Below are 14,255 nucleotides of genomic sequence, written 5' to 3' on the forward strand. Positions count from 1 at the left end.
GCGAGTGTCAATGATCGTCGGAGCGAGATTCCCTCGACGCGACCGGATTCAACCCAGGAATGGACACAGCAATTTCCCGCCGATGCCGCAAAACCGGTGGAGGCTTCCAACGGTTCACGATAGGCTGGAACAGAACGACAACGCAATTTGGACAGGATGGGAGTTGGGGGTTGCGGTTCACCTCTGTTAAGGCACTGTTATTCCTGATTTTCACGTTTTGCGGGCTGTTGCAGCCCGCACTGGCGCAGGACGATGTAAATTTCACCGTGGCCGGTTCAGACAGCACGCTTGAAGATGAGCTGAAAAGTGCCTCGCTCGTGTTGGCCGCCAAAGGTGACACCGAAAAGGATACCCGTGATATATTCGCCGCCGCACTGGCCGAATACGGGCAGCTGGTGCAGACACTTTACGCAAATGGGTATTATGCCGGTGTGGTGCGGGTGCGCGTGGATGGACGCGAGGCCGCGCAAATTCCACCCTTCGATGTCCCCCAATCCATCCGCCGGATAGAGGTTTCGGTCGAACCGGGCAAGCAGTTCCGGTTTGGCACCGCCAGGGCTGCCCCACTGGCACCCAATACTGACATGCCGACCGAATTTCGCACGGGTGAAGTGGCGAAGAGTGTCACCGTTCAGCAGGCAGTGGACGCCGCTGTTCTGGGTTGGCGCGATGCTGGTCATGCCAAGGTTGCATTGGCCGGTCAGACGATCACCGCCAACCATGCCAGCGCGCAACTGTCCGCGTCTCTGGCGTTTGAGCCGGGACCGAAGGTGCGGTTTGGTAATCTGCGCCAAACCACCGAAAGTGCCGTGCGCGCCGACCGTATCGCGCGCATTGCGGGCTTTCCGGCGGGCCAGGTCTTCTCGCCTGACGATCTTGAAACCGTTGCCAAACGCCTGCGGCGCACCGGCGCGTTTTCTTCCGTTACGTTGACCGAAGCCGAAACGCTTGGGCCGGACAACACGCTGGATATCGGGTTGGCGCTGGTTGATGAGGAGCCCCGCCGCTTTGGCTTCGGGGCCGAACTCGCATCGCTTGAGGGGCTTCAACTGACCGCATTCTGGATGCACCGAAACATGTTCGGCGGGGCCGAGCGGCTTCGCGTGGACGGCGAAGTTTCGGGGATTGGCGGCCAGCATGGGGGCATTGACTATTATCTTGACGTGCGGCTGGACCAGCCCGCCACATTCGGACCGGACACGAACGCCTTTGTGTTCGGCAGCCTCGCCTATGAAGACGAGCCGGGCTATGTCTCGCGCAGTGCCAGTTTGGGCGGTGGGGTCAAACGCATCTTTTCGGACACGCTGGAAGGCGAACTGGGCGCGGCTCTGATGTATTCGGAAACAACCGATGTGCTTGGCGACCGCCGGTTCTTCCTGTTCGCGCTGCCGTCGTCGCTGACATGGGATCGACGCAACAATCAGCTTGACGCAACGCGCGGCACCTATCTGAAGGCCGAGGCGATCCCGTTCATCTCGGTCGATACGGGTGGCACGGGCGCGTGGCTTTACGGCGATGGGCGCGCCTATCGCGGGTTCGGGGCCGAGGATCGGTTTGTGCTGGCCGGACGGGTGCAGGTCGGATCGGTCCTGGCCGGGGACAGCGGCGATATTCCCCCCGACTATCTTTTCTATTCCGGCGGTGGTGGCACCGTGCGGGGCCAGCCCTATCAGTCATTGGGACTTGATGCGGGTGCGGGCGAGATCACAGGCGGGCAGTCCTTTGCCGTTCTGTCAGCCGAATTGCGCGCCCAGATCACCGACAAGATCGGCGTTGTCGGTTTTGTCGATGCGGGTCACGTGGCTGGAGGCAGTCTGTTCGAAGGTCAGGGCAATTGGCACACGGGCGGCGGCATTGGCGTCCGTTACAAAACGCCGATCGGCCCGTTGCGGCTGGACGTGGCTGGCCCGATATCCGGCGATACCGGCGACGGTGTGCAGATTTACATTGGGATCGGGCAAGCGTTTTGAGCCTTCTTTTCCGAACACTCTTTGCCTTGGCGGCGTTGTGCTGGGCTGGCCTTGCGGTGGCTCAGACCGAACAGGCCGAACAGGATGATCGCGGCTATCTTCAGGCCCTTTTGGAAGACAACCTGTCGGATGTGGGTCGCGATATCCGCATAATCGGGTTTCAGGGCGCATTCAGTTCGGAAGCCACGGTGGACCAGATCACAATCGCCGATGACGAAGGCATCTGGCTGACGCTGAATGACCTTGTCCTGTCCTGGACCCGGTCAAGCCTGTTGCGGGGCGCGATCAATATCGACCGGATTTCGGCGAAGGAAATCATCGTCGCGCGCAGACCCTTACCGGTGGGTGGTGCCGCCACGCCCGAGGCGTCGGGATTTTCGCTGCCTGAATTGCCGGTATCGGTCGAAATTGGCCTGATCAAGGCGGACCGTGTCGAGATTGCAGAACCGGTCATCGGTGAAGCTGCTGTGGTCCGTTTGGAAGGCGCGGCCAGCTTGTCGGGTGGCGAGGGCACAGCCAAGCTGAACATCATCCGCATCGACGGACCAAGCGGCGCGTTGCAGTTCGATGGCAGCTACAGCAATACCTCCGAAGTGCTGGATCTGGCCCTTGCGGTCGAAGAAGGGGCAGACGGCATCGCGGCCAACATGCTTGATCTGCCGGGTCGTCCATCCATCGGTTTGACCGTCGCGGGCACCGGACCGCTGTCCGATTTCATTGCCGAGATTGATCTGTCCACCGACGGCGCGCCGCGCCTGACCGGCCAAGTCACCTTGCAGGATGAGGCCGACGCTGCCGCTTCGTCCCCGGGCAATCCGGTGACGCTGAAACGGTTCGCCGCGCAGCTGTCTGGCGACATCGCGCCGGTATTCCTGCCCGATTATCGCGACTTTTTCGGTGATAATATTTCGCTGACGGCGACGGGACGGCGATTTGCCGACGGTGCGCTGGACCTTGAAACGCTTGAATTGACGACCAAAGCCCTGACGCTTCAGGGTGATCTGGCCCTGTCTGCAGGCGGCTGGCCCGAACGGTTCAAGCTGCAAGGCAGGCTGGCCCACGAGGATGGCGCATCGGTCGTGTTGCCGGTCGGGGGCACCAAAACGCAGGTGCAAACGGCAGACATTGCCATTGGCTATGACGCAGAGAATGGCGAGGCTTGGCAGGCCGTTTTCGCACTGAACAACATGATCCGCGATGATCTGGCGCTTGATACCGCAAAAATTACCGCCACTGGGGCGCTGGTGCGCGGGGAAGGCACGGCGGTGGGGCGCATGGATGGTGACGTTGTGCTTGATGTGCTGGGAATCACGCCCGCATCCGAAGACCTTGCCCGTGCGATCGGTCCCGCGCTGGCGGGCAAACTGTCGTTTGACTGGCGCGAAGATGCGCCTTTGCAAATCTCGAACATTGATCTGGCTGGAACCGACTATCAACTGACCGGCAGCCTGTCCGCCGATGATCTGGAAAACGGCATTACGGTCACAACCAACAAGGATTTTGTCCTGACGGCCCGCGATCTGTCGCAATTTGCCGGGATGGCGGGCACACCGTTGACCGGGGCGGCCACCGTGGCGGTAAAGGGGAATGTGAATTTGCTGGGCGGTGCCTTTGATCTGACGATCACCGGCGACGGCACCGATCTTGGCATCGGCCAGCCTCGCTTTGATCCCCTGATCGCCGGGGCAAGCAGGCTGGACGTGAAAGCCGTGCGCGATGAAACCGGCACGCGGCTTGAGCGGTTGACTATCACCACCGATCAAACCATCGCCGCGGTGACGGCTGATCTGAAAACCGATGCCTCAACTGTTCAGTTCGACCTGAGGATCGAAGACGTGGCCGTTATCGACTCCGGCCTTTCCGGTCCTGCGACCGCAAATGGGTCCGCCACCCAATCCAGGGACAGTTGGACCGTGCGGGCCGATCTGACGGCGCCGGGTGGCGTGGCTGCATCGGTTGACGGAACCGTGCAAGTTACCAAGGACGGGCCGGGTCTGGTCAACGGCGACCTGACGGTCAAGGCGGCCTCGCTTGCGCCCTATGCGCAACTGGCGGGCCGCCCCATCTCGGGGGCGATCTTGGCATCGGCCACTGGCAGCTATGACCTTGCCACGGGCAATTTCGATGGCGAAGTTGACGGGTCGGCCACCGATCTTGGGCTGGGCGTTGAGGTGCTGGATGGCCTGACCCGCGGGGCCAGCACCTTCAGTGCCCGTGCCAACGGCAACATCGACAAGGTGGTGTTCGTGGAGGCGTTGTCGATCAAAACGCCCCAAGTGACCGCACAGGCGACGGGGCAGGACATTGACGGGCGCAACACGCTGACATTTCAGGTCAACCTGCGCGATGTCGGTGTTGTGGCGGTTGGGATCAACGGACCCGGTTCGGCCAGCGGCACCGCAACGCTGGTGGATGACAGCTGGCAGCTATCTGCCTCGGCCACTGGTCCGGGCGGCGCAACCGGCACTGTGAATGGCAGCGTGCGATCGGACGCCAGCAGCGCCGACCTGGCCATCAACGGCAACGCGCCGCTGGAACTGGCCAACCGATTTATCCAGCCCCGCCTGCTGACCGGTCAGGCCGCATATGACCTGACGCTGAGCGGTCCACTGAAACTGTCATCCTTGTCGGGCCAGGTGCAGACCAGTGGCGCGCGGCTGACCCTGCCCACGTTCCGGCAGGCGCTGGATATCACCAGCGCAACGGCTGTGTTGTCAAACGGGCGGGCCGATCTGAACATCACGACGTCCGTCGTCAATGGCGGGCAGGTCACGGCCCGTGGCAATGTCGGGTTGGAGCGACCCTATCAGGCCGATCTGGAGGTCGACGTCAATCAGGTGACGCTGACCGATGGAAACCTGTTCGACACCAATGTGAACGGCGCGGCCACCCTGCGCGGGCCGTTGATCGGCGGGGCGACATTGCGTGCCGATATGACGCTTGGGCGAACCGAAATCCGTATCTCGGACGTATCGGCCAGCACCGTGCCGATCATCGCCGAACTGGACCATATCAACGAGACCGCAGCCGCACGCCAAACCCGCGCTTTTGCCGGTCTGATCGTCGAAGCGGACCCTGCCTCGGCCGGCACCGCCCGCCCCTATCCCATCGACATCACCTTGCGCGCGCCCAGCCAGATTTTCGTGCGGGGCCGCGGGTTGGATGCCGAGCTGGGCGGCGAGTTGCGCCTGACCGGGACCAGCGCCGATGTGCAGCCTGTCGGCGAGTTCGATCTGATCCGGGGCCGGCTGGATATTCTTGGTAAACGCCTGACCCTGACCGAAGGTCGCGTCAGCCTGCGCGGTGCGTTCGATCCGTATCTGCGCTTTGCCGCCGTTTCCCAATCCGACGACATTACAGTGACCATCAACGTGATCGGCCCCGCCTCGGCACCCGAAGTCACCTTCACCTCAAGCCCGGCATTGCCCGAGGACGAGGTGCTGGCGCGGCTGCTGTTCGGGCGCAGCATTTCGGACATTTCCGCCTTGCAAGCCTTGCGCTTGGCGGCGGCGGTCAGAACACTGGCAGGTAAGGGCGGAGACGGGATCGTCGGCAATCTGCGCAAGAACTTCGGACTTGATGATCTGGATCTGACCACCAATGAAGATGGCGAAGCCTCGTTGAGTGTCGGAAAATATATCTCGGAAAATATCTATACCGATGTGAATGTCGGTGCCGATGGCGACACCGAGATCAACCTGAACCTGACCATCAGCCCTTCGGTAACGGCGCGTGGCACGGTCGGGTCGGACGGTGAAAGCACCATCGGGATCTATTTCGAACGGGATTATTGACCGGCGTCAGACGCTGGTCATGACCTCGATTTTTGCGTCGGGGAAGGCGGCGACGATCTTTTTGCCCGTCGCATCATCGACCAGACACAGGGCGGTCGACAAACCGTCGGCAATCATCGCCGTTGGGGCGGACACCGACACAAGGGCTTGCACCGGCGCACCGCCGGTCGGGGACAGGATATGGCCCTCGGTGTCGCCAATTTCCATGGCTGTCGGAACCGAAGTGGCAATCGCGCGGTCCGTGGCCGTCAGTCGATGCACCAGTGTCCCATCCGTCTTCGCAACACCGATGGACCACGGTCCGTTCGGCCCCTGCCCCAGTGCCGCGATTTCGCCCATGTCCACCAGCACATCCTGTAGGCCCTGGCCACGCAGAAGGGCGGCGATACGGTCGGTCACGGCCCCTTGGGCGATCCCGTTCAAGGTCAGCGCACCGCCTGTCGGCAAGCGGATCTGATTGGCGTCAAAGGTCACGTTGGACCAGCCCACAAGAGCTTTTGCCGCCGCGATAGTATCGTCATCCGCGTCGTTTGCGATGGCCAGCCATAGTGGCTGGACGGTCGGATCAAACTGCCCTTTGCTTGCCGCGTGCAGGCTGGCACAGGCGCTGAGCACATGCAGAAACTCGGCTGACGGATCGACAAGCGCGCCGAAACGGTTCAGGCGTGACAGCTCGGAATTGTCGCGATACAGGCTGAATATATCCTCAAGCCGGTCCAGTTCGGCTTCGACCCTGGTGAAAATCAGGTCGGCATCTGGCTGGGCCACGCCGACAAGCTGCATCGACACCGGCCCACCCAGGGCATAGCCGGTCCAGCGGGCGACGTGCGCAGAGGCAGCCACACCGGTTGGAACTGCCAATGCTGTGGCCGAAATGGCCAGAAAACGCCGACGGTTCAGGATACTCATGAAGGTGTCTCCAACGTCTTGTTCAGATCGACGGCGCCAAGGGCTGCGTCGTCGGGAATGGTGTCCAGCCTGTGTGTTTCACCACCATATTGCGCAATGAACACAGCTGCGCTGTCGTCGTCTGCAAACGGCACGATCTCGGGGGCGCCCATGCCACCGGCCACGTTTGCGCCCACCACGTATATCGCATCTTCGGCGGCAATCCAGTTGCCTGTGCCGGGATCGGCCCAACTTTGCGCAACGCTCATGTTGCTGACATAGATCGCGGTGATCTCGGCCTCGCGTTCGGGGCTTTTCAGATAGGCCACCATGTCACGCACCTGCGCAAAGAAAAGCGGGGCGGGGAAGCCCTCCAGATGGATTTGCCCTTTCGGACCGTCATGTTCGGCAACGTTCATCTGGCAGAAATAGCTTAACGCCTGCTCGGTCAATTCCGCGGGCGGCGGTGGGGCTTTCGCTTCTTCTTCATTGCAGGCAACCAGCGCCAGCAGGCTGAGCGCGATCAAGCGTTTCACGGCTCGACCCTCCGAAATGCAGCACGGGCCAATGCGAAAGCCAGAACCGGCCACAAGGCCAGCGACAGGGGTGCGGCCCAAGCGGGCAAAGCCTGCGCCGCACCAACCATACCGGAGGCCATTGCCACCCCGTCCGAGGCCGAGATGTTCCACACCCGGAACGCATCCGCCGGGTTGGCAACCATCAGCCATGGAAATATTGTTCGTGTGAAATCGCCGCTGCCATCCATCACAACCGCGCCCAACAGCCCCAGATCGTAAAGGACGACGAAGACCAGCCACAGGCCCGCCGACAGGCCCGCCGCAGCAGTCGCGCTGCGTGATACGGCCGAAACCAGATAGCCAAGCGCCAGAAACACCGCGCCCAGCAGGATCGAGGTGCCGATCAGACGCGCCAGCGCCGTCAGGCTGTCCGCCCCTGCCCCGCCAAACCAGGCGGCAATCGCGCCTGCTGAGCCGAACCCGATCGTCATCGCAAAAGTCAGCGCGGCAAGATGTGCGACAAACTTGCCCAGAAGGATTTCACCGCGCCCTGCCGGATAGGATAACAGCAAGGACAGGCTGCCGCGCTCGGCCTCGCCCGCGATGGCGTCAAAGCTGATCATCAGCGCCAGAAGCGGGGCCAGATAGACCGACAGGGTGGTCATCGAGGTGACTGATACGGTCAACATATCAACGCCCACCGATCCGGTCGGCGCACTGCCCGCGAAGGTCAGCGCCAGCGCGAACAGCAGCATGATAACGGTCGCCGTTAACAGCCAGCGGTTGCGGCGCAGGATCAGCATTTCAGTCGATGCGATGGCAAGGAAACGGGTCATTGCGCGCCCTCTCTGGCGTAATGGCGATACAGGTCTTCAAGACGCGGCGGTGTCATTTCGATATCGGTGATCACCTCGCCCATAGCGGCGACACGGCGCAGCGCGTCCATCTTGCGGTCAGGCGTGCAGAGGATTTCGACCGCCACACCGTTGATGCGGGTGCCGCCGGTTGCCTCGGCCACCTGATCGGCGTTGTCACCACTGGCGCGAATACGCAGACGCGTCGGCAACCCGGCTTGTGCGGACAGGTTTTGCAGCGTGTCGTCGGCCACCTTTACGCCCTTGCGCAAAATGGCGATGCGGTCGGTCTGGGCTTCAACCTCGGTCAGGGCGTGGCTGGCGATCAACACGGCGGTGCCATTGGCGGCCAGTTCGTCGATAATCGCATAAAGGTCCTGGCGCGAAATCGGATCAAGCCCGCTGGTGGGTTCGTCCAAAAGCGCCACTTTGGGGTTGCCCAGAAGCACCTGCGCCAGCCCCAGCCGCTGTCGCATCCCTTTGGAATAGGCACCGATCCGGCGGTCCATCGCGTCGCGCAGACCAACACGGTCCAGCAATCCGGGCACGTCGGCCTTCTGCCCATCGAGGCGGGCAAACAGCTGCAACTGTTCGCGCCCTGTCAGCGCCGGATGAAAGCTGACCGCTTCCGGCAAATACGCGGTCGTGCGGCGGGCGACCGCACTTCCGGGCTTCGCATCACCGATGCGAATTTGGCCATCCGTGAGTGGGGTAAGGCCAAGAATTGTTTTGATCAGGGTCGATTTGCCTGCCCCGTTGTGACCCAGCAGCGCGACCCGTTCGCCGGATGCCACACGCAGTGACACATCGTCCAGAACCGTGGTCTTGCCCCGGTCCTTGCGCACATGTTCGATGGTCAAAGCACTATCCGTCATGGGGCACCTTTTGACTGGCCGCCGGTTTCACGGGGCGCATTAGTGGGTTGGAATCTATCACGCCACCGGGCAGAAGCGCCGGGAAGGCGGATTGCGACCAGCGCACCAGTTGCACCGCCGGCGATCCGAGAAGAAGTTTTGCAGCAGGTTGTGTCCACAGCACTTGGTCCATGCTGTCATTGGGGCGATAGGGGCTGTCGGCGATCCCGTCGCCATCGACGTCGAAGGCGGCAAAATCGCTCCAGTAGTTGCCGCGCCCGTCCTCGGACCATTCGACCCATTTGGTCGAGACATATTTCACCTGCGTGCGGTTGCCGACAAAACTGTTGCCGACGATGCGGTTGCGTTCCGAGCCCGCGGTGAAGTGGATTCCGATATCGCAGCCTTCAAACCAGTTATCGGTGAACACGTTCTTGTTGGCATTATAGAGGAATGTGCAGCGGTCAGAGGCATTCTTGACATAATTGCCAATAAATTCGCTGTCATTGGCATAGTTCAGCATGACACCGTGATCGCGATCGTTCAGCGACACGTTGTTCAGAACCTTTACCTGGCTTGTGAACATGATCGCATAGCCAAGGTGGTTGCCGATCGAAACATTGTCGGACACTTCGCTGCGGTCTGCATACATGTAATGCACCGCGAAACGCAGGTCGCGCAACAGGTTGCCCTTGAACAGGTTGCGCTTGGATGTGTTGACGAAAATGCCGTCGCGCCCAAAGCGGATATCGTTGTCCAGCACCTGTGCGCCGGGGGCATTCCATACGTAAACGCCGTTACCGCGCGAGTTCATGTTGCGGTCCTGGCGACCTTCGATGGTGTTGCCCCGCACGATGCTGTCATTCGCACCATGAATGTCCACACCGTAAAGATTGCCCAGAATTCTGTTGTTCTCGACAATAGCCCTGCGTGCGGTTTTGGTCAGTAGCACACCGCTGTCGATGGTTTCGTGGTTGCTGCCGGAACCGACAAGTTCCAACCCGCGCACCACTATATCTTCACCCGTTACGGTGATGACCGAACCCATGCCACCCGCGTCGATCACGGCTTTGCCACGCCCGTCCAGAGTGATGGGTTGATCCAGCGTCACGGGGCCGGCATGGCGACCCGGAGACAGGATCAGCACATCGCCGGGGGCAGCCCCGGCGATGGCGTTCGCAAGTGCCCCCTCTTCCGCCGGGACGATCAACTCGGCTGCCGACACCACAGATGTCGTCAGAAGGGTGAACAGCACCGTCAGAAGAGGAAGCAGGTTTCGCATGGTTTACGCTTTCGGTTTCACGAACATCCGGCCGCGCATCTCCATGTGGAGTGCGTGGCAGAACCACTGGCAGTAATACCAGTAAACGCCGGGCTTTGCAGCGGTGAACGTCACCGAAGATGTCGCCTGCGGCCCGATCTCCATTGCGACGCCGTGGTTGTTCAGGGTGAAGCCGTGGGTCAGGTCATCAATGTCATCCAGGTTGGTGATGATCACAGTCACCTCGTCGCCTTCCGTGACCTCGAACGATTCAAGCGAGAAGGTCGGCGCCTGGCTTGACATGTAAACGCGGACCTTGTTGCCGTCGCGAATGATCGTGTCCATGTAGTCGTCGATATCGACACCGTCGGCTTCGGCTTGCTTGCGGGTTTCGGCCCACATCGGATCGTTGCGATCCCAGACCTCCACAGGGTTGACGATATCGCGGCGCACGATGATCGAGTCGTGCGGTTCGGCAAAGGTCGGGCCGTCATGCACAACTTTCATATCGTCGGTCGAGATGTCGATCAACTGTTCGTTCTCAGGCTTCAGAGGGCCGACATTGATGAAACGGTCTTTCGAGAACTTGTTCATCGAAACCAGCCATTTACCATCAGCTTCCTTGGTTTCGCCCATCGAGGTCGAGTTGTGGCCGGGCTGATAGTGCACGTCCACTTTCGAAATGATCGGATCAACATCGGCACCGTTATGGGCCTCAATCGCCTTCTCGATGTTCCATTTGACCACTTGGCTGTCCAGGAACAGCGTGGTGAACGCGTTGCCTTGACCGTCGTAAGCCGTGTGTAGCGGTCCAAGACCCAGTTCTGGTTCGGCCACCACGATGGAACGCGGATCAACATCGGATTCGAACAACGCGTCCATTTTGGTCACGTCCAGCACCGAGCAGGTCGGCGACAGCTTGCCGTTGATGATGACGTGTTTCATGTCGGGCGCGGTGTTGATGCCGTGCGGGCTGTTCGGGATCGGAACATAGCGTGTGTATTTCTTGTTCTGACCTTTACGACCGTCGATCACCTTGACGCCGTTCATCTCGGTGAAATCACCTGCGGCGATGCCGGCTTCGATCTCGGCAAGGTTGAAGATGACAACGTGATCCATCTCGCTTTCCGTCATCTCGGCAAGGTTCATCCCCATTTCCGAGTTGTAGGAGGTCGAGTAGGCATATTTACCCTGATAATCACAGTCGGTGTTATCAAGGTTGCCCGAGACCATGACCTGCCATGCGATCTCCATCGTGTCGCCATCAAGGGCGGTGAAGAAGTTCACATATTTGTCCGGCTCGTCCAGGATCGACCCGTCATTGACGATCGGTGTTTCGTCTTCGCCGTTGGCAAATACATAGCCGGTGCGCGGGAATTTCTGTGGACGCAGGCCGTGGATGGCTTTTGCGTTCGGAATTTCCACGATCTTGTCGGTTTTCATCACGTCGCAACGCACACGCGCCACGCGGGTGTTGGCCTTGTCGTTCATGAACAGGTAACGACCGTCATAGGTGCCGTCGGTGAACGACATATGCGGGTGGTGAAGGTCGCCATTGTCATGCACGCGTTTGCCGTTGGCGGCCAGGAACGCCTTGGTCTCAGGCAGCATACCGTCTTCGAAGATCTTGATGCTTTCGTTGGTCTGGCCCCAACCTGTGGCCGAGCAGCGGTTGAACACCGGAACCCGCATCAGCTCGCGCATCGACGGGAAGCCAAGGATGCGCAACTCGCCGGTCTGACCCGACGACCAGAAGCCGTAATATTCGTCCAGTTCACCAGGCTCGAGATTGACGTCCCCAGCCGCCCGGGCCGGGGTTGCCGTCATCATCGAGCCACCAATACCTGTGCCGGCAACAACCGCGCCAGTGGCGGCTGCCCCCAACATGCCCCTGCGGGTCAAGGAAAGGTTTTTGATTTCGTCAGTCATTGTATTTGCCTCCTTCAAGGATCTTATGACGTCTTGGCGTTCGGATGGTTCGCCGGTGGGGATTTAAGCGGAATGTTCAGATCCGCCGACCCGATCTTTTCGCGCCGCTTCAGTTTGCGGATCACGACCGGGCATTTGTCGGCCGACTGATACAGAACCTGACAATGCAGGCAGTCGACACACTCGTTGGGATTGATCTCGCCTGTCGGGTGAATGGCCTGAACGGGACATTCATTTGCACAGGTCTGACAGGGGTTGCCGCATTCCTTGTAGCGTCGCAGCCAGTCGAACATGCGGATACGGGCCGGGATCGCCAGCGCGCCGCCCAGCGGACACAGATAGCGGCAATAGAACCGTTCGATGAACAGCCCGGCAAACAGAAGCACAAGCGCATAGACCACAAACGGCCAGTCTCGCACGAATTTCAGGATGATCGCGGTCTTGAACGGCTCGACCTCGGCATAGGTTTCGGCCATCGGGATCGACACCATGCTGACGCCGAACAGGCCGAAGAAGATCATGTATTTCAGCGGCCACAGGCGTTCATGCAGACCCCAGGGCAGCGTCCATTGCGGAAAGCGGAATGCGCGCGCGATTTTGTTGGTCAGCTCTTGCAGTGCACCAAAGGGGCACAGCCAGCCGCAATAAGCCCCCCGGCCCCAGAAAACCAGGGCAGCAGCGACCGCAAACCACTGGATGAACACCAGCGGGTCCATCAGGAACGCGTCCCAGGTAAAGCCCGACCGCAAACTGCCCGCCAGCGCCATCAGGTTCACCACAGACAGCTGCGCATTGGCATACCAGCCAAGGAAAAACAGCGTGAAGGTCAAGAACCCCATGCGGAACCAGAAGAACACCCGCGCGTTCGCCGTGGCCTGAAACTGGAAGAAGAATGTGCCGGTCAGCACCAGAAGCATGACGCCCAGAATGCCTATTTCGACCGACTTGTCTTTCCAGATACGTTTCCACAATTGCGACTTGGCGGCCGCCTCGTCATCCGCGTTGTTCAGAACGGGCGCGGGTGCGGCCACTGGCAGCAAATAGCTTTGCGGCAGTTTGTAATCCAGATCGAAGGTCAGGAATGTCTTTTCAACGGCCCCCACTGCGCGCTGCACCAGAAGTTGCAGGCGGAACGGTTCGGCCGGGTCGAAATCTGCTTCGGCGGGGATCTTGAACAAATCCAACTCGGTGAAGCTGGGGCTGTCGGGCGTGCCAAGCGCCCCGATGCGGACGTGCTGCTTATCAAAGAAGCGCACCGATTTGTCGCCTTGAATCAAATGGATACGGTCAAAGATGCCCCCACGCACGTAACCAGAGCCTTTGAAGCTGTAGGCCCCGCGACCCATTACAAGGATTGCGTGTTCGCCTTCGTCCAGCCACGCCAGCATGTTGCGGTATTCCGCATCGCCCAAGAGCGATTTCCCGATCGACGGCACGGACACCAGCGCCATCTGCATGTCGATGAACGTATCGTCAGGTGCACCTTTTTCCGGACGTTTGATGGCACGGGCGTCACCGGTTTCCTCGAACGCGGCGTTGATCTGCCCCACGTCCAGCGTCAACCGCCGCACCGATCCGTCACCGGACAGGGTGGACCAATCCGATATGGCCTCCTGTGTCATGTCCACTTCGCGACGGGGACCGGTGGGCTGGGCAGGTGACAGGCCGCCAAGGCCCAGACCGCGTGCCACTTTGATGCCTGCGCGCACAAGACTGTCGTCGATCACCATGATCGTTACGGTCGCGCCGGAAATAATGTCCAGATCATGCGCGGTGCCACCAGAGGCAACTTCGGCTTTCAGGTCAAGGCCGGTATAACCTTCCGTCACCTTGACCATCTTGGATTCCGGAATGCCGATCAGCACGATCGGTTCCGAGTGCTTGACCAGCTTCACGCCCGTCAGCACCGCATCCGCATCAATCGCCGCGACGACGTGGATGGGTTTGCCGGAATATCCCGTCGTGCCCACAAAATCCGAGGTCAGAAAAGCATAGGCGATGGTTTCGCCGCCCTTCAGAACGGGGGCAACCGGCAAATCCTGACGTATCGGGCCGAACGCATCGGCACCTTCGACAAGTTCAGACGGTGTGATGTCAGGAAGAAAATTCGCAAGACTCTCGGCGTTTGCCTCGCCCGCCATGATCCCGGCAAGGATCACGACAATGGCACCGAGCCAGTTATAGATC

At 60.5% G+C, this 14,255-nt stretch carries 9 protein-coding genes; 2 read left to right on the plus strand and 7 right to left on the minus strand.

Features of this window, described 5'->3' with window-relative positions; genetic code table 11:
* The first annotated feature begins 170 nt into the window (after positions 1 to 170).
* Both BMY55_RS16110 and BMY55_RS16115 read left to right on the plus strand, forming a co-directional pair.
* Entirely contained in the window at positions 171 to 1,970 is a 1,800-nt protein-coding gene (locus BMY55_RS16110; protein ID WP_245744800.1) for an autotransporter assembly complex protein TamA, read from the plus strand.
* Positions 1,967 to 5,764, plus strand: a complete 3,798-nt coding sequence (locus tag BMY55_RS16115) for a translocation/assembly module TamB domain-containing protein (protein ID WP_143064358.1) — start codon at positions 1,967 to 1,969, stop codon at positions 5,762 to 5,764. Before BMY55_RS16110 ends, BMY55_RS16115 begins: the two co-directional genes overlap by 4 nt.
* A gap of 6 nt (positions 5,765 to 5,770) precedes the next feature.
* On the opposite strand, the gene BMY55_RS16120 is transcribed toward BMY55_RS16115, so the two are convergent.
* The 7 genes from BMY55_RS16120 to BMY55_RS16150 are packed head-to-tail and all read right to left on the minus strand — an operon-like array spanning position 5,771 to position 14,209.
* Positions 5,771 to 6,673 (minus strand): FAD:protein FMN transferase, encoded by a 903-nt coding sequence (locus tag BMY55_RS16120; protein ID WP_091433339.1) that lies wholly within the window; start codon positions 6,671 to 6,673, stop codon positions 5,771 to 5,773.
* Positions 6,670 to 7,188: a nitrous oxide reductase accessory protein NosL gene (locus BMY55_RS16125; RefSeq protein ID WP_091433340.1), complete on the minus strand. Its 519-nt coding sequence runs from the start codon at positions 7,186 to 7,188 to the stop codon at positions 6,670 to 6,672. Before BMY55_RS16125 ends, BMY55_RS16120 begins: the two co-directional genes overlap by 4 nt.
* Positions 7,185 to 8,006: an ABC transporter permease gene (locus BMY55_RS16130; RefSeq protein WP_091433343.1), complete on the minus strand. Its 822-nt coding sequence runs from the start codon at positions 8,004 to 8,006 to the stop codon at positions 7,185 to 7,187. The genes BMY55_RS16125 and BMY55_RS16130 overlap by 4 nt, the downstream gene beginning before the upstream one ends.
* On the minus strand, positions 8,003 to 8,899 hold the full coding sequence (locus BMY55_RS16135) for an ABC transporter ATP-binding protein (protein WP_091433345.1): 897 nt from the start codon (positions 8,897 to 8,899) through the stop codon (positions 8,003 to 8,005). Before BMY55_RS16135 ends, BMY55_RS16130 begins: the two co-directional genes overlap by 4 nt.
* A complete protein-coding gene (locus tag BMY55_RS16140; RefSeq protein ID WP_091433347.1) occupies positions 8,889 to 10,160 on the minus strand; it encodes a nitrous oxide reductase family maturation protein NosD in 1,272 nt (423 codons plus the stop codon). Before BMY55_RS16140 ends, BMY55_RS16135 begins: the two co-directional genes overlap by 11 nt.
* 3 nt (positions 10,161 to 10,163) lie before the next feature.
* A complete protein-coding gene (gene nosZ / locus BMY55_RS16145) occupies positions 10,164 to 12,068 on the minus strand; it encodes a TAT-dependent nitrous-oxide reductase (protein WP_091433350.1) in 1,905 nt (634 codons plus the stop codon).
* A 23-nt stretch (positions 12,069 to 12,091) separates the two neighbouring features.
* Entirely contained in the window at positions 12,092 to 14,209 is a 2,118-nt protein-coding gene (locus tag BMY55_RS16150; protein ID WP_091433739.1) for a NosR/NirI family protein, read from the minus strand.
* Positions 14,210 to 14,255 lie beyond the last annotated feature (46 nt).

Source organism: Aliiroseovarius sediminilitoris, assembly GCF_900109955.1.
Taxonomy (GTDB): Bacteria; Pseudomonadota; Alphaproteobacteria; order Rhodobacterales; family Rhodobacteraceae; genus Aliiroseovarius; species Aliiroseovarius sediminilitoris.

Bases quoted from the DNA above. Each gene is read 5' to 3' on its own strand.
- BMY55_RS16120 (WP_091433339.1), bottom strand. From the start codon at position 6,673: ATGAGTATCCTGAACCGTCGGCGTTTTCTGGCCATTTCGGCCACAGCA.
- BMY55_RS16130 (WP_091433343.1), bottom strand. From the start codon at position 8,006: ATGACCCGTTTCCTTGCCATCGCATCGACTGAAATGCTGATCCTGCGC.
- BMY55_RS16135 (WP_091433345.1), bottom strand. From the start codon at position 8,899: ATGACGGATAGTGCTTTGACCATCGAACATGTGCGCAAGGACCGGGGC.
- BMY55_RS16140 (WP_091433347.1), bottom strand. From the start codon at position 10,160: ATGCGAAACCTGCTTCCTCTTCTGACGGTGCTGTTCACCCTTCTGACG.
- nosZ (WP_091433350.1), bottom strand. From the start codon at position 12,068: ATGACTGACGAAATCAAAAACCTTTCCTTGACCCGCAGGGGCATGTTG.
- BMY55_RS16150 (WP_091433739.1), bottom strand. From the start codon at position 14,209: ATGGCGGGCGAGGCAAACGCCGAGAGTCTTGCGAATTTTCTTCCTGAC.